Genomic DNA, 18,138 nt, shown 5'->3' on the forward strand with positions numbered 1-18,138 from the left:
GAATAGTGTGAGTGCATTTTGTTTACTGTCTACCATTCCAACCAAGTTGACGTTTTAAAATCTTTACTCGTCGAATTGGTTCGGCTTAAGCCACTGGATAACCCGTTCGAAAAAGAGCAAATTCTGGTTCAGAGCCCGGGTATGTCTCAATGGCTGAAAATCGAGTTAGCTAAAGAATTTGGTGTCGCTGCAAACATTGAGTTCCCACTCCCTGCTACTTTCATCTGGAATATGTTCACTCAGGTATTACCAGATGTGCCTCAGCGAAGTGCATTCAACAAAGAAGCCATGACATGGAAGTTGATGTTTATTCTTCCTGAGCTTCTCGATCAAGTCGAGTTCGAAGCACTTAAGCACTATCTGGTGGATGATGAAGATCAGAGTAAGCTTTATCAACTGGCTGAAAAAATCGCTGATATTTTCGATGGTTATCTGGTTTATCGCCCTGAGTGGATTGCCAGCTGGGAAGCTGGGAAAACGGTAGCGGAGCTGGGTGAAGAACATTGCTGGCAGCCTATTTTGTGGCAGGCATTATACGACCATACTGTGGCGCTTGGGCAGTCACCTTATCATCGCGCCAACCTTTATGAGCATTTCATTGATACGCTGGAAAACAGCAGTGGTCACTTTGAACATTTACCGAAGCGATTGTTTGTTTTTGGTATCACTTCGCTACCCCCTCGTTACATGGACGCACTGAAAGCCATCGGTGAGCATATTGATGTCCATCTGATGTTTACTAACCCTTGTCGTTACTATTGGGGAGAGGTGCGCGATCGTAAATACCTTGCCCGTTTGGCGGCTCGGCATCGACAGCATTTGGTATGGAAACAAGACCACTCTCAGCTGGAGGGGGAATCTCAGCAACTGAAAGGTGATATCGAGCAAAACCTTGATGATGAACTGCATACCAATGTGGTCGGTAACAGTTTACTTGCTTCGATGGGCAAGTTAGGTCGAGATAATATGTATTTACTGTCTCAACTAGAGGCTCACGAAATAGAAGCGTTCGTGGATATTGATCGTGATTCTTTGCTGCATCACCTACAGGCAGACATTCTTAATCTTGAAGAGCATCAGGATGATAAAAAACTTGATGATAGCTATCACAAACAGGTGATCGATGTACAGGATCGCTCGGTCACATTGCATGTTTGCCATAGCCCGATGCGTGAAGTGGAAGTACTGCATGATCAATTGCTGGCGATGTTTGATGCAGATCCAAGCCTTAAGCCACGCGATATCATTGTTATGGTCGCAGATATTAATGCCTACAGTCCGGCTATTCAGGCTGTGTTTGGCAATGCACCGGGTGAGCGCTTCATCCCTTATTCTATTTCTGACCGAACGGCTGATCAGGAAAGCCCGATTTTGCATGCGTTTATGCAGGTTGTTAACTTGCCGAATACTCGCTGTCTTGCTTCTGAGTTACTCGAATTGCTAGAAACACCTGCTATTTTGGCGCGATTTGGTTTAAATGAAGATGAATTCATTCAAGCGAAGCAATGGGTTGAAGAGTCGGGCATTCGTTGGGGACTTAATCACCACACTGGTGAAGAATTTGATTTACCTGAAATATCGCAAAATACTTGGCAGTTTGGTATTCAGCGTATGTTACTTGGGTATGCGATGCCAGAGTCTGCAGGTTTACTCGAAACCGAAAGTGGTTTGTTGTCACCCTATAATCAGGTTCAAGGCATGGGCGCTGAGTTAGCGGGGAAACTGGCCCACTTTATCGAAACCGTCAGCCATTACCGCAGCCAACTAGCCAAAACCCAGCCTATTGAGCAGTGGCGTGAAACATTAACGCTAGCATTGGATGATTTCTTTCGTGTTGATTTGGAGGGCGAAGCCGCGCTCAAGTCGATTCGAGATACGCTCACATCTTTAAAAGATCAGCTTCAAGATGCTGCGTATAAACAGGCGTTGACGCCAAGTATAGTCTCGCAATATTTGCATAACAAACTGTCTGGAACTCGAGTCAGCCAGCGCTTCCTCGCTGGCCAAGTGAACTTTTGTACTTTGATGCCGATGCGCTCAATTCCATTTCGTACCGTCTGCCTACTTGGGATGAATGATGGTATTTACCCTCGAACGGTTCCACCGGAAGGGTTTGATCTAATGAATGGCCGAGCGAAGCCCGGTGATCGCTCTCGTCGGGATGATGACAGATATCTATTTTTGGAAGCCTTATTATCTGCACAGCACACACTTTACATCAGCTATGTAGGTCGCTCGATTCAGGACAATACTGAGCGAGTGCCATCGGTATTAGTGTCTGAATTAATGGAGTATTGCCAACAAAATTATTGCTTGGCAGGAGATGAAAACTTAGCGGTGGATGAATCGGGTCAGCGTTTACTGAGTTGTATCCGAGCCAGTCACCCAATGGTGCCATTTAGTCCAAGTGCGTTTGTTAAAAATAGTGCTAGTTACGCCAAAGAATGGTTACCTGCCGCGAGTCGACAAGGTCAAGTCGGTGGGCAGTTTAATCGCCAGTTAAGTGATTATTTGTTGGATGCTGTGTATCCGCTTGAACTGGACTTGGTTGAGTTACAACGTTTCTGGCGTTTACCTGTACAGTATTTCTTTAATCGCCGTCTAAAAGTGGTGTTTGAACCCCCATTACCTGTGATGCAAGATGATGAGCCATTTGTGCTGAATGGTTTAGAAAGCTATCAAATGCGTGATAGCCTGCTGGAACTGTTGCTTGAGCACCAGCTCAGTGGAGAAGGGGACCAGCAAGCCATTATTAATGATTTCATTGCTCACCAGCGTGCACAAGGCAAGCTACCGGTAGGCGCATTTGGTGATATCGAATTTGAAACTAATCGGGTTCAAGCCGAAGAACTGGTAGAAAAACTTGCTTGGCTATGTGGTTCACCTAACGACGATCTTGAAGTGAAACTGGCCTTTGATGTATTGGGGGAAGGTAAACCTGTTAAGTTGACGGGGTGGCTCACTCAGAGCTATCAATCGGGGTTAGTCCGCTTTCGTAGTGGACGTATTCGTGCTCAGGATTACCTTGCTGTCTGGATCGATCATTTAGCCATGAATGCGATGGGGCATCATCAATGTTCGCACATGGTTGGTTATGATCGTAAAGAAGGCGTTGTACACCTAACTTATCCAGCGTTAGAGAATGCAGCGGTTGCTCAATCGACACTGGGAGAGCTGGTTCGTTTGTTCTATCAAGGAATGACAACGCCTTTAGCGTATTTTCCTAATACGGCCTTAGCTTGTGTCGAAGCTGGCTTCAATCGTGGCAATTGGGTTGATGATGAAGAAAAAGCGCTAAAGAAAATGGCAGACACATTTAACGACAGTTACTTGAGTCCAGGGGAAGGTGCGAATTCTTATATTGCCCGTATCTGGCCTCAATGGAGTGAGGAGTTGGCGATGCAAGTCAGGCTTTTGACGACGTTAGTATTACAAGCGCCGAGGCTTACAGTGAAAAACAATCAAGAGATAGATAAATAGGTGGCCGCCAGGAAATCATTATTTGTGTAGGGTGTTTTCTGTACGGCCACAGGTCAGAGGGACCATGATTTGGTTGCTTAGCGTCAGGCATGGCCAACGCAAGTCGTGCTGCGCATACTATCGGTAAGTCCACTCGCTTGCCGTGAGAAAGATCTCATAAAATCCTATCTTGAATAGGATTGTTATTGATAAATATCATTTTAAAATCTAGGTCACACTTGGATCTGGAATTAATGCATCAAGGGCTCGAATTTTATGATATCCACGTCAATGGTAACGTCACTGAATACCATGACTTTTCCACTTCATGGCGCGCGCTTAATTGAGGCGTCGGCTGGAACTGGTAAAACCTTCACTATCGCAGGTTTGTACCTTAGGCTATTGCTGGGCCACGGCTGTTCAGAGAGCAAACATCAACAGCCATTAACGGTCGACCAAATACTGGTGGTCACCTTTACCGAGGCGGCAACTGCCGAGTTGAGAGACCGAATTCGAGCCCGAATTCATGATGCAAGGTTGGCCTTTTCACGTGGGCAAAGTCATGATCCTGTTATTCAGCCTTTGCTTGAAGACATTGACGATCACTCTCAAGCGGCTGATATTTTACTCCAAGCCGAAAGGCAGATGGATGAAGCGGCGGTATACACGATCCATGGTTTTTGTCAGCGCATGCTGACTCAAAATGCGTTTGAGTCAGGTTGTCGGTTTAATAATGAATTCGTGACGGATGAAAGTCACCTCAAAGCTCAGGTTGTGGCAGATTACTGGCGACGCAATTTTTACCCGTTACCTTTTCAGCTTGCTGGTGAAGTGCGCCGAATTTGGGACTCTCCTGCTGCATTACTGAAAAAGATCTCTCCATACTTAACAGGAGCGCCCTTACAGCTATCAGTGCCCGCGATGCAGGGCAGTATGGCTGAGTTACATGCCAAGAATCTTAAGCAAATTAACGATCTCAAAGCGATTTGGCGTCAAGGTCAGCAAGACTATCTTGCCCTGATCAGTGAATCAGATGTCAATAAACGAAGCTACACCAAAAAATCCTTGCCTACCTGGCTTGAAGTGGTCGATATGTGGGCAGCGAGTGAAACTACGGGCTATGACTATCCGGATAAACTGGAAAAGTTTGCCCAGAATGTTTTACAAGAGAAAACACCCAAAGGGCAGGCGCCAAGCCACCCCACTTTTTTGGCGATTGAGCAGTTTCTCGCACAGCCTATCAGCTTGGAAGCACCATTGCTGGCACATGCTATAGAGCAGTGCCGTGATATGTTAGCGAAAGCAAAGCAGCAGAAACAGTGGTTGTCGTTTGATGATCTACTCACGCAACTTTCTGCTGCGATTGATGGAGATGACAGTGGACAACTGGCTCAGCGGATTCGCTCTCTCTATCCGGTCGCCATGATTGATGAATTCCAGGATACTGATCCGCTTCAATACAGCATATTCAGCCGTATCTATCTCGATAACCCTCAATGTGGCTTGTTTATGATTGGCGATCCCAAACAGGCCATTTACGGCTTTCGCGGTGCGGACATTTTTACTTACATTAAAGCACGTAATCAGGTTTCCTCACACTTCACCCTAGGGACTAACTGGCGTTCTAGCTCAGAGATGGTTGCTGCGGTGAATCAGGTGTTTCAAACGCCAGATCATCCTTTTATCTACGATAAGGATATTCCGTTTGTTCCGGTTAACTCGAGCCCGAATGCAGATAAACGTCGATGGATGATCGACGGGCAACCTCAACCAGCAATGACTTACTGGTTACAAGAAGCGGAAGAGAAGCCTTTAGCGAAAGGTGACTATCACCAAGCCATGTCACAAGCCTGTGCGAATAAGATCCATCATATTTTGTCGGCCGCGCAGAATGAGCAAGCATGTTTTGATGACGGAAAGTCGCAACACGCCATTCAGGCTGGAGACATTGCGGTGTTAGTTCGAACGGGCAGCGAAGGTCGAATGATCAAACAAGCCTTGGCTGAGAAGGGGATTGCCAGCGTCTATCTGTCCAATCGAGATAGTGTGTTTGTCTCACAAGTGGCCGAAGATTTACAGCGCTTGCTCCAAGCTGTGCTCACACCAGAAAACGATCGAGCTTTAAGGGCTAGCCTCGCGTCGGAGTTATTTGCCCTTGATGCAGGAAGCCTCGACAAACTCAATAACGATGAAAACGAATGGGAAAACGCCATTAATGAGTTTAAAGAATATCGTCGTTTGTGGAGTCAGCGTGGCGTACTGCCGATGCTGCGTAGCGTAATGAGTAAAAGGCACATCGCTGAGAGATTGCTCGAAGAAGAAAACGGTGAGCGATCTCTGACTGACTTTATGCACATCGGAGAGCTGCTCCAGCAAGCCAGCCAAGAGCTAGACAGCGATCACGGCTTGTTGCGCTGGTTGGCACAATCGATCAGCGATGCCCGTAATGGATTGGGAGGCAGTGACGATCAAATCCAGCGCTTGGAATCGGAGCGTAATTTAGTCCAGATAGTAACCATTCACAAATCAAAAGGATTGGAATACGAGTTGGTGTTCTTGCCGTTCGTATTCAGTTATCGAGAGGCGAGTGAAGCCAAGTACTACGATAGTGCTTTGGACAAAACCATTCTTGATATCACTAAGCAGGATGCGTCATTACAGCAAGCCGATAAAGAGCGTTTGGCGGAAGATTTGCGCTTGATCTATGTTGCTCTTACCCGAGCTGTTTATGGTTGTTTCATTGGTACGGCTCCGTTGCGTAATGGACGCTCGACCAAAGAGCCGACAGGTGTACATCACAGTGCGATGGGGTACTTATTACAAAACGGCGAACAAGGTGGCATCGCAGATTTAACAGCGGCGCTGCACCAACAGGCTCAGCAACTGAGTTGTGTTCGAGTGGAAGGATTACCGGAAAGCGTCAATGAAAAGCTGGTGGTTCGAGAAGCAGGACAGCAAGCACTGCACGCCAATGAGTTGAACAATGAAATTGACCGTAATTGGCGCATAACCAGCTATTCAGGTTTGGTAAAGCAAGGCACAAGTCACCATTTTGAGGATGCCGTGACGGACATTCTGTTGTTGGATGTCGATTCCTCTGATGAGCTGCAGAACGAAGAGGCGCTGGAACCTGAGAAGAGTATTTTCACTTTCCCCAAAGGCGCTAGACCCGGTACCTTCCTTCACACCCTGTTTGAAGAAGTAGAATTTACCGAACCTGCCACGTCAGACAATAATAGCGAAATTATTGTGAGTCTAATGGAGAGTGAGCAGTTAGACTCCGCTTGGCTACCAGTTTTGCAGCAGCTTGTCGACACGGTATTGGCTACCCCTCTGGATGGTAAGCAACTGAAACTCAATCAAAAGCAGCCGGATCAGCGTTTAGTGGAAATGGAGTTCTTGTTGCCGATTGAAATACTGACAGCACCGGCATTGAATCGAGTTATTCAGCGTCATGACCCTCTGTCTGCTAAAGCGGGCGATCTCGGTTTTCATTCCACACAGGGTATGCTGAAAGGGTTTATCGACTTAGTGTTTGAACATCAAGGCAAGTATTACGTGCTTGACTGGAAGTCCAATTACCTTGGAGGTGATGTCGCAGATTACCACGGCGAGGCCCTGAAATCGGCAATGGCGGACCACCGCTATGATCTGCAATATCAAATCTATGCGTTGGCTTTACACCGCTTCCTGCGATCTCGTGTGCCAAATTATAATTACCAGACTCACTTCGGCGGAGTCTATTACCTGTTTTTACGCGGTATGGATGGGGCAAGTGGCCACGGCATTTTCTCAGCGCGTCCGACGCTTGAATTTCTTGAAGACATGGACAACCTGATTGATGGGCGTCCTATCGAACCGAAACAGTCCAGCTCTGGTCAGATGGAGTTACTCTAATCATGCAAGTTCTCTTTTCGTGTCTTCAGTCTCTGGCGAGTAAAGGCTCAATCCGACAAATTGATTATCAGTTTGCTCGTTTTGTTCTCGCCCAAAGTAACGATGAATATGTTGCGTTTATGGCAGCGGTACTCAGCTGTGAGTTAGGTAAAGGACATATTTGCTTACCACTGTTTGACAATTATGGGCAGGCTGTGGACTTGGCTGCCAAATTAGGGTTGTTTGGCGAAGCGGCTATTGAGCTGAATCAATGGTTGCAGAAGGTGAATTGGCCATCACGACTTGAGTCTTCCTCCCTAGTTGGCAAGCAAGGACAGTCAGCTCCGATGATTTTTGACGGCGAGCGACTTTACCTGCATCGGTACTGGCATTATGAAGTCGTATTGGCGAGTCGTTTGAATAGCTTTGGGTCACCAATGATCTTAAAGCCTGTAGAGGTTCAAAAGCTAACAGAATTGCTCAATCATCTGTTTGCCAGAAACTATCATTATCTCTTTACTGCTCTGGCCTCCGCGCAATCTGAAGGGAGTTCGACCCCCGTACTCAGACAGCAGCTAGTCTGCGATCATCTTGATGTGGTGAGCAGTGAGCTGCTCGATTGGCCTACCATAGACCAAAAGCTCCTTAATGTGACCAAAATCGAGCAATTGAATGTGTTGGATCAGTTGGTGCCTTTGTCGGTGTGCGTCAACTGGCAGAAGGTTGCTGCTGCGGTAGCGTTGACGCGCCGCTTTGCGGTGATTTCTGGTGGGCCGGGAACTGGAAAAACCACCACAGTGACAAAGTTGCTTGCTGCGTTAATCACTCAGGCGAACCAAGCTGGCGAAGAGCCTGTGATTAAGCTCGTTGCGCCAACGGGGAAAGCCGCCGCGCGTTTGACGGAGTCTATCGGTAAAGCCGTAGCTGAACTTCCTGTTGAACCTGCGCTTAAAGATCAAATTCCAACCGACGCTAGCACTTTGCATCGTTTACTCGGTGCGGTGCCAAATAGCGTAGAATTTCGTCACAACCAGCACAACCCACTTCATCTCGATATCTTAGTCGTGGATGAAGCTTCCATGGTCGATTTGCCTATGATGTATAAATTGGTGGATGCCTTGCCAAAGCATGCTCGTTTGGTATTACTTGGAGATAAAGACCAACTTGCTTCTGTTGAAGCCGGTGCGGTGCTGGGTGATATTTGCGCTTTTCACCAGCAAGGCTATAGCGCGAGTCAAGCTAACATGATTGCCCAGCTTACGGGATACCAGACATTAGCTCACACAGCGAATACCGCTGTGAGCATTGCTGATAGCTTATGTATGTTGCAAAAGAGCTACCGATTCGATGCGAGATCAGGAATCGGCCAACTAGCGAAAGCGGTCAACTCTGGGTCAACACAAAAAGTTGATTGGGTGTGGCAGCGAGATTTTAAAGATATTGCTAAATTTCCCATTAATGGCGAGAGCTACAGCCAGATGATTCAGACCTTGGTGCAGGAATACAGCCATTATTTGCAGCGCATCGGGCAAACCGCGATAGATCCCGATACCGAACTGGCTGAAACTACTCATCACAGAGCAAAGGCCGCGCTGCAGCTGTTCTCTAAATGTCGTTTGTTGTGTGCTGTGCGAGAAGGTGACTTTGGCATTACCGGGCTTAACGTCCGTGTAGAACGTGCGCTCAAAGCTCGTAAACTGATCCAAACTCAGGATGAGCTTTGGTATCACGGCCGACCTGTCATGGTGGTGCGTAACGACCATGCGTTGGGCTTGTACAATGGTGATATCGGCCTTTGCCTGCGTGATAACTCGGAAGGGGGAGAGCGACTCAAAGTGTTTTTTGAATTGCCTGATGGTTCTGTTAAAGCGGTGCTTCCAAGCCGAGTGCCAGAGCATGAAACAGCTTACGCGATGACGATTCATAAATCTCAGGGCAGTGAATTTGAGCACACCCTAATGATATTACCACCAGACTTTACCCCAATTTTGACACGTGAACTCATTTACACTGGAATTACGCGTGCCAAGCAAAGATTGAGTTTGTATGCCGATGAAAGGGTAATGTCGCGAGGGGTAAAAATCAGAACTGAAAGGGCAAGTGGTTTGGTAAGTCGTTTGCAACAATGACCATCCATGGCTATTGATAAAATTTATCGAATGGATCGACTAAAAGAGATGCTACGAATACGGTATTTCTCTTGGTAATTCAATATGAATGCTTTTAACCCCTTGCTGACAGGGAAGACGCAGTGGACGTCCAACCCTTCCAGAAGTTCGTTATCAGCCATATCCCAGAAGCTCTGGATGGAGTTACAGATGATGGTTTTCATCGGTTATTTGCTCTTAGTGACGTTGTTATCTACCTCAAGCAATCCGTGCGACTTACAGGAGTATTCACCTGTAAGTTGAAGACATGTCCAATAGGGCTCCCTCTCCCGCTAAGGGGAATCAGGGAGCTCGAATTTTAACCAGTTAATGCGACAAAATAAAGTGGAAAAATGGATCACAATGGAAAGAAAGGTGTTTCATCTGTGAGACGAGATTGAGAAACTGACTAACTTCTTGTCTTATTACTATGCATTACAGTTCAATAGCTAAGATCTTCGATTTTCTCTGATAGTTGTAGAGGTTTTGTTTTTGCGAAGGAAGAAAGTCGACGGACATTTCACCAAACCCCTGTTCACGGAACCAATGCAAGCTTCGGGTTGTGAGAACAAAAATATGTTTAATTCCTTGGGATTTTGATTGCAGTTTGATGTGATTGAGCAGCAGAACTCCACGATTGCCATCACGGTATTCAGGGTGAATCGCGACGCATGCCATTTCTGCCATTTTTTCTTGTGTGTAGGGATAAAGCGCAGCGCAGCCAATGATCAAACCATCTTTCTCGATTATCGTGAACTGATGGATTTCCTGCTCTAGTTGCTCTCGGGAGCGTCTGACTAAGACTCCCTGTTCTTCAAGTGGGCGAATCAGATCTAAGATGCCCCCAATGTCATCAATGTTTGCCTGGCGAACTTGCTCTGCACTGGCTCTAACGATTTGGGTGCCGATGCCATCTAAGGAGAACAACTCCTGAATTAAGGCGCCATCCACTTTATAACTCACTAAATGGCTGCGTGGTACGCCAGCGCGACAAGCGGTCGTAGCAGCGCGAAGAAACCTGAGTGTGCCAGAGGCGTTATCGCCACTAGTGTCACTGTCTTGTTCCAGCTTTTCCAGGAATTGTTCCGCTTCTCTAGGAAAGAGCTCTGCAACAGCATTGCCATTATGATCAATAACCCCTTGCTCAGAACAGAAACCAATCAGCTTATCAGCACGAAGCTTTATTGCGACTTGAGTGGCAACTTCTTCTGATAACAAATTAAAGGATTCGCCTGTGACTGAGCTGGCAATCGGGCCAAGTAGAACGATGGAGCCTTGATCGAGTGTGCGATTAATACCCTCCACATCAATTCGGCGAATGCGACCACTGTGGTAGTAATCAACCCCATCGTCGATGCCTAAAGGTTGTGCGATGACAAAGTTGCCGCTGACGACATTAAGCTGAGTCCCTGCCATTGGTGTATTACCAAGACTCATCGAAAGTTGAGCGGTAATGGCTAATTGGAGTTGTCCAGCTGCTTGCATCACAAAGTCGAGACTGACCTCATCGGTCACCCGTATACCTTTGTGGTAGGGTGTATCATGTTGACATTGTTGAAGAATTCGATTGATTTGTGGCCGAGCACCATGAACCAGCACGATTTTTACGCCCAGGCTGTGAAGTAGAGCCAGATCGCTAATAATATTAGCAAAATTACCATCTGCTACCGCTTCTCCCCCCAGCATGATCACCATGGTTTTACCGCGGTGAGCGTTCACATAGGGCGCGGATTGGCGGAATCCTTTGACTAAAGCGGTATTACGAATCTTCACTATTTATCCAATTTGTGTGAATTTATATGTAAATATATTGCTTTTTTATTCCATTGTCGGCAAGTTTTTTTTGGTTATAGGCACTAAATTTCGATTAGATGAATCAATCGGATTATTTTAAGGGCTTATAGATTGGTCTGGCTTAATAAGTATTTCTAGCAAAGTGAAGTAATTAGGTTAACACTTAATGCAATCATTACACTTGTCAGTTGTTGTGGCGTGAAGTCAAATTAGGCGTATCAAGTTGACGAAAAAGAAACTGTTAGAGCGAGCGGTGATCATCTTTGCTATTGCGTTGGCGATTGCTTCGATATTTGTGGCGAAGGCATTGTATGAGCACTATCAAGATATTCAGCACCCCAATTCAATGGTATATGGAACATGGGTTGAACAGGGAGTTGCACCGTACTCAGCGGATCGTTTTGTATTGAATGAAACCGGAGTGGTGATTGATGGTGGTGTTGTCGATACCCGCTTTCGTTTCAACGGTACCTATGTTGAGTTTCGGGTAGGCGAAATAGAGCGTCGTTATCTGATCCTCAATCAAGATTTCAGTCAAATGAGGCTAATTTCCGAGCCTCGCTACCAGCCTGTCTATTCAATTGTCAGAAAAGCTCAAAAATAACACCCGTTAACGTCTATGCGATTGCGCTAAGCCTTTGAGTTTGTCATCCTTTGTTTCGGGCTTGAAAGGAATAAAACCTGTGTTCAAAAAATATCTTCCAATTTTGGCGGCTAGCATTTTGTTTGGCTGCGCGCAACCGCACGATCGTGCTCAACAATATCTTGATGGTGAATTTAATTCGATTCTGAATAAAACAGCTGTGGTCGAATCAGATAAGCCGCGGGATTTTACTGAGTTCACCAAACAGTCACAGCAGGTGATCAATAAGTCGCCCTCAATGGCACGCATTTATCAACCACTGTATGAAAAGCTCAATGAATGGGTGTTACAGAGTGGTGATCCAGCACAGTTAGGCGACTTTGGCATTCAAACGGCCCAGCTAGGTGGTGGTGATAAGCAAGGTAACGTCTTGTTCACTGGTTATTTCTCGCCAGTGATGGAATTACGTCACGAACCGAATGAAACGTACAAGTATCCGGTTTATGGCAAACCGGAATGTGATATTGATTGCCCGACACGCGCACAAATTTATGATGGTGCGCTGGAAGGTCAGGGCTTAGAACTTGGCTATGCCGCGAACATGATAGACCCATTTTTGATGGAAGTTCAGGGTAGCGGGTTTGTCCATTTTGAAGATGACGACACGCTGGAATATTTCGCTTATGGAGGCAAGAATAACAAGGCTTATATCAGTATCGGAAAAATACTGATTGAACGTGATCAAGTACCGCGGGAAAAAATGTCTTTAAAGGCTATCAAAGAGTGGGTGCTGGCTAATGATGAGGCAACTGTGCGCGAGCTACTTGAACAGAACCCATCATTCGTCTTTTTTGAGCCAAGAGCTGATGCGCCTGTAACTGGGACAGCAGGGATCCCGCTGCTGCCAATGGCTTCTGTTGCCGGTGACCGATCTATTTTCCCAATGGGAACGCCTATTCTCGCTGAGGTACCTTTACTTAATGCGGACGGTACATGGAGTGGTGCGCATCAATTGCGTTTACTGATTGTTCTTGATACTGGCGGGGCGGTGAAACAGAATCACCTCGATCTCTATCATGGAATGGGACCAAGGGCAGGGACAGAAGCTGGCCATTACAAACATTTTGGCCGAGTTTGGAAATTGGGTTTAGAAAACTCCGCTACTCAAGCACCTTGGGCATTGCCGCCGGAGAAGTTAAAATAGCTTGAGCTTAACTCAACCTAGACTTTTTAATAAAGAGTGCGTATAAATCGCACTCTTTATTTTTGTACCATTACTCGGCGGAAGAACAGCACCATGCGCGAACTTGATACTCCGGCTTCAGACAGCTACAACCAACGTTTTGGCGGCACTCGACGTCTCTACGGCAATAGCGAAGTGGAAATCCTTCGTGCGGCACATGTTTGTGTTATTGGTATTGGTGGCGTGGGCTCTTGGGCAGTCGAAGCATTAGCTCGTACAGGTATCGGTGAGTTGACCTTGATTGATATGGATGACGTGTGTGTCACTAACATCAACCGTCAGATCCATGCAATGAACGGTACGGTGGGACAGAGTAAAATTGAAGTGATGGCCGAACGCGTCAAGCTTATCAATCCAGAGTGCAAAGTTAATCTGATTGATGACTTTATTACGCCAGACAACCAGCATGAATATCTGTCAAAAGAGTTTGATTACGTGCTTGATGCGATCGACAGCGTGAAAGCGAAAGCTTCATTGCTGGCGTACTGTCGTAGCAACAAGATTAAAGTGATCACTACCGGCGGTGCAGGCGGGCAAGTCGATCCAACCCAGATTCAAGTTGCTGACCTGACCAAAACCATCCAAGACCCATTAGCGAAAAAAATCAAAGATACTTTGCGTCGGCATCACAATTTCCCCAAGAATCCGCAGCGTAAGTTTGGTATTGAGTGTGTATTTTCAACGGAACAGCTGAAATACCCTCAGCCAGATGGCAGTGTATGTGGTGTGAAGTCGACAGCGGAAGGGCCAAAACGTATGGACTGTGCGAGTGGATTTGGAGCGGCAACTGTCGTGACCGCAACATTCGGCTTTGTGGCGGTTTCGCGCATTGTCGAGAAGCTGATTCAGAAATACCGTAAATAGTTCGTTTGGAGATTCCTATGTCCACATTCCCACCGTCACCTTTTGGCACCGATATTCAAGCAGAAGACATCGTTACGATTATGCAAGGCTTTAAAGGTTGGGAAGATCGTTACCGCCAAGTTATTCAGTGGGGAAAGAAGCTTCCTATGATGCCTGAAGAGCTGAAGTCTGAACAAGTCACGGTTTCAGGTTGTGAAAGCCAGGTTTGGCTGGTGAGTGAAAATACAGATGGTGTGTGGCATTTTTGTGCTGATTCTGACGCACGTATTGTTCGTGGCCTTATTGCACTGGTCATGGCGGCTTATGACGGCAAAACCAATACAGAAATTCAGACATTTAATATAGATGAGTACTTTGAAAAGTTGGGCCTTATTGCCCACCTCAGCCCGTCGAGAGGCAACGGCCTAAAAGCCATTGTTGAGCAAATAAAGCAAGTCACCCGATAACTGCATTCCTCTGATTTGGCGGGGGGATTATATCTGTATAAAATTTAATCACTGAGATATTAATGCCTTAAAAAATACAGGGTGTTAGACCTCTTGTTGTCGCTGAATAAAGGCTGTACAATTCGCGCCCTTAATTAATGTTACGTCGTTTCGTGAGGCCACATGACCACTGAAAAAATCAATCTACTCGACTTTGATCGCAAAGGGATGCGCCAGTTTTTTGCAGAAGAACTGGGTGAAAAAGCATTTCGTGCTGAGCAAGTAATGAAGTGGATCTATCATTTCGGTGTCGATGACTTCGAAAAAATGACCAACATTAACAAGAAACTACGTGAAAAACTGATGCGTCGTTGTGAAATCAAAGCGCCAGTGGTTGCTGAGGCTCAGCATTCCTCTGATGGCACGATTAAGTGGGCGATGAAGGTTGGCGATCAGGATGTCGAAACGGTGTATATTCCAGAAGATGATCGCGCGACGTTATGTGTGTCCTCTCAGGTTGGTTGTGCATTGGAATGTAAGTTCTGTTCAACAGCTCAGCAAGGCTTTAACCGCAACTTGAAAGTTTCTGAGATTATCGGTCAGGTTTGGCGTGCTGCACGCGAAATTGGTTTGGAAAAAGAGACAGGGCGTCGCCCCATCACTAATGTTGTGATGATGGGGATGGGGGAGCCTTTGCTGAACATGAAAAACCTGATCCCTGCGCTTGAATTAATGCTGGATGATCTTGGCTTTGGTCTTTCAAAGCGTCGTGTAACCGTATCAACATCAGGGGTCGTTTCTGGCTTGGACCAGATGACCGGGCAGATCGATGTCGCGCTGGCAATTTCTCTACACGCACCAAACGACAAACTACGCAGTGAGATTATGCCAATTAATGATCGCTGGGATATCGAAGACTTCCTCGCTTCAGTTCGTCGTTACATCGCGTCATCAAATGCCAACCGCGGAAAAGTGACGGTAGAGTATGTGCTGCTGGATCATGTCAATGACGACATGGACCATGCCCGTGAGTTGGCTGAGTTACTCAAAGACACACCATGTAAGATCAACCTGATTCCATTTAACCCTTACCCAGGTTCACCTTACAAGAAGCCAAGCAATTCACGTATTGACCGGTTCCAGAAAACATTGATGCAATATGAGCATACAGTGACAGTGCGTAAAACGCGTGGTGATGATATCGATGCTGCTTGTGGTCAATTGGTCGGAGATGTTATCGATCGCACTAAACGTACAGCGATGCTCCGTGCAGCGAAGGGCGACACAATTGAAGTCAAAGCCGTTTAATTGAGAGTTTTGATGGAAAAGCCAGAGTTGAACTCTGGCTTTTTTGTAAATTGGTATTGCTAAATTATGTCAAAATCAGGAAAAACCTTGAGCTGCTTGTAATTTATGCGCCTTTTCTATGTTGTTTCATCTCTGATATCTATTAGAATTAAACTTTAGTGCTTTAGAGGTTATTCCTCTGCGATTTTAGTGAAGCACTTTTAAGCAATTTGGTGAGGCGATGTCCTCAAAAATTCTGGATTCTGAACAAAACCAGCACCACTAACGAAAAATAATAAATGTGCGATTGGCTGGAATCCCCTTGAAAAGAGACGTTATAAAAATGAGTGCAGAACAGCAAACTGCGGTACAAGAAGAGAACAAAATCGAAGCGGGTACGATTTTAAAGCAAAAACGAGAAGAACTAGGCCTGACACAGCAGCAAGTGGCTGATAGGCTGCGTCTTCGTCGTTCCATCATTGAAAACATCGAATCTAACCAATTTGAGAGTGAGCAGGTTGCCACCTTCACTCGTGGGTATTTGCGCTCTTATGCTCGTGTCGTGGGGGTTAAAGAATCTGTCGTGCTGTGTGCGCTTGATGATTGCGGAGAAGCGCAACATGAAGAGCACAAGATGCAGAGCTTCTCGCAGAAGACCAATAAAGAAAAACACGATAGCCGCATTATGACCCTAACTTGGGGTATTTTTGCCGTTATTGTGGGTATTTCTTCTGTGTGGTGGTGGCAGAACCAGGAAAACAGCGTTGTTGAGTTGACGACGGCAACTGAGCAGGAAATGAAAATTGAGCAAGAACTGGCGGAGAATAACCAACTCGACTTTGCTGCTATTGAACCGAGTTTGATCAATGAGTCGCCAGAAGATCAGCAATTGGTTGAGCAGCCATTGGAAGAGGTGACGACTTCGGTTGCCACTCAAGACAATGAGCTTGAAGTGATTGAACCACCGAAAGCTGGCACTCCTGCGGAAACAGCTGATCCGACTGAAGAAACTCTAGCTGTAGAAGCAGAACCGGAACCATCGGTGGCAGAAGAAAGTAAATTGCAAGCGTCTGCCCCAGAACCCGCTACCAATCAGAATTTGCTTGAGATGTCATTCAGCGATGATTGCTGGATTCAAGTAAAAGATGCGACGGGGAAAACGCTGGCTACAGGCATTAAGAAAGCGGGTCATGATTTGCAAGTCAGTGGCGAAACACCTTATAAAGTGATTTTGGGAGCCCCTGAAAACGTTTCAATGACATTATCAAGTGAACCTGTTGACCTTTCTGGGTATACTTCAGGCAAAGTAGCAAGATTCACCTTACCTTAGAATTAAATATGCAACACGAATCTCCTATCAAACGTCGCCCATCGACTCGTATTTACGTGGGCGATGTGCCCATTGGTGACGGCGCTCCGATTGCTGTGCAGTCGATGACGAATACCAGAACAACAGACGTCGAAGCGACTGTTGCACAAATTAAATCACTGGAAAATGTCGGTGCGGACATCGTTCGCGTGTCTGTACCAACCATGGATGCGGCTGAAGCATTCAAACAAATCAAACAGCAGGTAAATATCCCGTTAGTGGCTGATATTCACTTTGATTACCGTATTGCGTTAAAAGTCGCGGAATACGGTGTGGATTGTTTACGTATCAATCCGGGCAACATCGGTAAAGAAGATCGCATTCGTGCGGTGGTTGATTGTGCTCGTGATAAAAACATCCCGATTCGTATTGGGGTGAACGGCGGATCTCTGGAAAAAGATATCCAGATGAAGTACGGCGAACCCACACCTGAAGCGTTAGTCGAATCTGCGATGCGCCACGTTGATATTCTTGATCGTCTTAACTTCGATCAATTTAAGGTCAGCGTTAAAGCATCAGATGTCTTTCTGGCGGTTGACTCCTATCGCTTGCTAGCGAAAAAAATCGATCAGCCGCTTCATTTAGGTATTACAGAAGCAGGCGGTGCACGTGCTGGCTCAGTGAAGTCTTCTGTCGGTCTGGGAATGCTATTGGCGGAAGGTATAGGAGACACGCTGCGTATTTCATTGGCTGCGAACCCTGTTGAAGAGATCAAAGTCGGTTTTGATATTCTTAAATCTCTACGTATTCGCTCTCGTGGTATCAACTTCATCGCTTGTCCAAGCTGTTCGCGTCAAGAGTTTGATGTGATTGGAACAGTGAATGCGCTTGAAGAACGTCTAGAAGATATTATCACTCCAATGGATGTCTCCATTATCGGCTGTGTTGTCAATGGCCCAGGTGAAGCGGAAGTTTCTCATCTTGGTCTTGCCGGCAGCAATAAGAAAAGCGCTTTCTATGAAGATGGCAAACGCCAGAAAGAGCGCTTTGATAATAATGATCTGGTTAGCCAGCTGGAAGCCAAAATTCGTGCTAAAGCTTCAGTGATGGACAAGCAAAACCGCATTGACGTAAAAGTAAACGATTAATCT

At 46.2% G+C, this 18,138-nt stretch carries 12 protein-coding genes; 10 read left to right on the top strand and 2 right to left on the bottom strand.

Annotated features, from left to right (window positions below):
- Positions 1-18 precede the first annotated feature (18 nt).
- The 3 genes from recC to recD all read left to right on the top strand — a co-directional run bounded on the left by recC (position 19) and on the right by recD (position 9,464).
- Positions 19-3,480 carry an exodeoxyribonuclease V subunit gamma gene (gene recC / locus CTT30_RS03175; protein WP_252036015.1) on the top strand — a complete coding sequence of 1,154 codons (3,462 nt, stop codon included), beginning with the start codon at positions 19-21 and terminating at the stop codon, positions 3,478-3,480.
- Positions 3,481-3,735: 255 nt separating this feature from the next.
- Entirely contained in the window at positions 3,736-7,356 is a 3,621-nt protein-coding gene (gene recB / locus CTT30_RS03180; RefSeq protein WP_252036016.1) for an exodeoxyribonuclease V subunit beta, read from the top strand.
- Between the two features lie 2 nt (positions 7,357-7,358).
- On the top strand, positions 7,359-9,464 hold the full coding sequence (gene recD, locus CTT30_RS03185; protein WP_252036017.1) for an exodeoxyribonuclease V subunit alpha: 2,106 nt from the start codon (positions 7,359-7,361) through the stop codon (positions 9,462-9,464).
- A 23-nt stretch (positions 9,465-9,487) separates the two neighbouring features.
- Here recD and CTT30_RS03190 read toward each other — a convergent pair whose 3' ends face one another.
- Together CTT30_RS03190 and argA are read right to left on the bottom strand one after the other, a co-directional pair.
- Entirely contained in the window at positions 9,488-9,667 is a 180-nt protein-coding gene (locus tag CTT30_RS03190) for a hypothetical protein (protein WP_239837457.1), read from the bottom strand.
- A gap of 250 nt (positions 9,668-9,917) precedes the next feature.
- A complete protein-coding gene (argA, locus tag CTT30_RS03195) occupies positions 9,918-11,255 on the bottom strand; it encodes an amino-acid N-acetyltransferase (protein ID WP_239837458.1) in 1,338 nt (445 codons plus the stop codon).
- Positions 11,256-11,499: 244 nt separating this feature from the next.
- On the opposite strand from argA, the gene CTT30_RS03200 reads away from it, so the two are divergent.
- From CTT30_RS03200 to ispG, 7 genes are all read left to right on the top strand, one after another.
- Complete coding sequence (locus CTT30_RS03200) at positions 11,500-11,880, top strand: DUF2850 domain-containing protein (RefSeq protein WP_239876413.1); 381 nt, start codon at positions 11,500-11,502, stop codon at positions 11,878-11,880.
- Positions 11,881-11,959: 79 nt separating this feature from the next.
- A complete protein-coding gene (gene mltA, locus CTT30_RS03205) occupies positions 11,960-13,063 on the top strand; it encodes a murein transglycosylase A (RefSeq protein ID WP_239867296.1) in 1,104 nt (367 codons plus the stop codon).
- Between the two features lie 93 nt (positions 13,064-13,156).
- Positions 13,157-13,966, top strand: a complete 810-nt coding sequence (gene tcdA / locus CTT30_RS03210) for a tRNA cyclic N6-threonylcarbamoyladenosine(37) synthase TcdA (RefSeq protein WP_239867299.1) — start codon at positions 13,157-13,159, stop codon at positions 13,964-13,966.
- A 17-nt stretch (positions 13,967-13,983) separates the two neighbouring features.
- A complete protein-coding gene (gene csdE / locus CTT30_RS03215) occupies positions 13,984-14,412 on the top strand; it encodes a cysteine desulfurase sulfur acceptor subunit CsdE (protein ID WP_239867304.1) in 429 nt (142 codons plus the stop codon).
- Between the two features lie 162 nt (positions 14,413-14,574).
- Positions 14,575-15,699 carry a dual-specificity RNA methyltransferase RlmN gene (gene rlmN / locus CTT30_RS03220; RefSeq protein WP_239837463.1) on the top strand — a complete coding sequence of 375 codons (1,125 nt, stop codon included), beginning with the start codon at positions 14,575-14,577 and terminating at the stop codon, positions 15,697-15,699.
- Between the two features lie 322 nt (positions 15,700-16,021).
- Complete coding sequence (gene rodZ, locus CTT30_RS03225) at positions 16,022-17,008, top strand: cytoskeleton protein RodZ (RefSeq protein WP_252036018.1); 987 nt, start codon at positions 16,022-16,024, stop codon at positions 17,006-17,008.
- Positions 17,009-17,016: 8 nt separating this feature from the next.
- Positions 17,017-18,135, top strand: a complete 1,119-nt coding sequence (gene ispG, locus CTT30_RS03230) for a flavodoxin-dependent (E)-4-hydroxy-3-methylbut-2-enyl-diphosphate synthase (RefSeq protein WP_252036019.1) — start codon at positions 17,017-17,019, stop codon at positions 18,133-18,135.
- Positions 18,136-18,138: the final 3 nt, after the last annotated feature.

The organism is Vibrio coralliilyticus (genome assembly GCF_024449095.1).
GTDB lineage: Bacteria > Pseudomonadota > Gammaproteobacteria > Enterobacterales > Vibrionaceae > Vibrio > Vibrio coralliilyticus_A.

Excerpts from the sequence above, each read along its gene's own strand:
- recB (WP_252036016.1), top strand. The coding sequence starts at position 3,736 with ATGATATCCACGTCAATGGTAACGTCACTGAATACCATGACTTTTCCA.
- recD (WP_252036017.1), top strand. The coding sequence starts at position 7,359 with ATGCAAGTTCTCTTTTCGTGTCTTCAGTCTCTGGCGAGTAAAGGCTCA.
- CTT30_RS03190 (WP_239837457.1), bottom strand. The coding sequence starts at position 9,667 with ATGAAAACCATCATCTGTAACTCCATCCAGAGCTTCTGGGATATGGCT.
- tcdA (WP_239867299.1), top strand. The coding sequence starts at position 13,157 with ATGCGCGAACTTGATACTCCGGCTTCAGACAGCTACAACCAACGTTTT.
- csdE (WP_239867304.1), top strand. The coding sequence starts at position 13,984 with ATGTCCACATTCCCACCGTCACCTTTTGGCACCGATATTCAAGCAGAA.
- rlmN (WP_239837463.1), top strand. The coding sequence starts at position 14,575 with ATGACCACTGAAAAAATCAATCTACTCGACTTTGATCGCAAAGGGATG.
- rodZ (WP_252036018.1), top strand. The coding sequence starts at position 16,022 with ATGAGTGCAGAACAGCAAACTGCGGTACAAGAAGAGAACAAAATCGAA.
- ispG (WP_252036019.1), top strand. The coding sequence starts at position 17,017 with ATGCAACACGAATCTCCTATCAAACGTCGCCCATCGACTCGTATTTAC.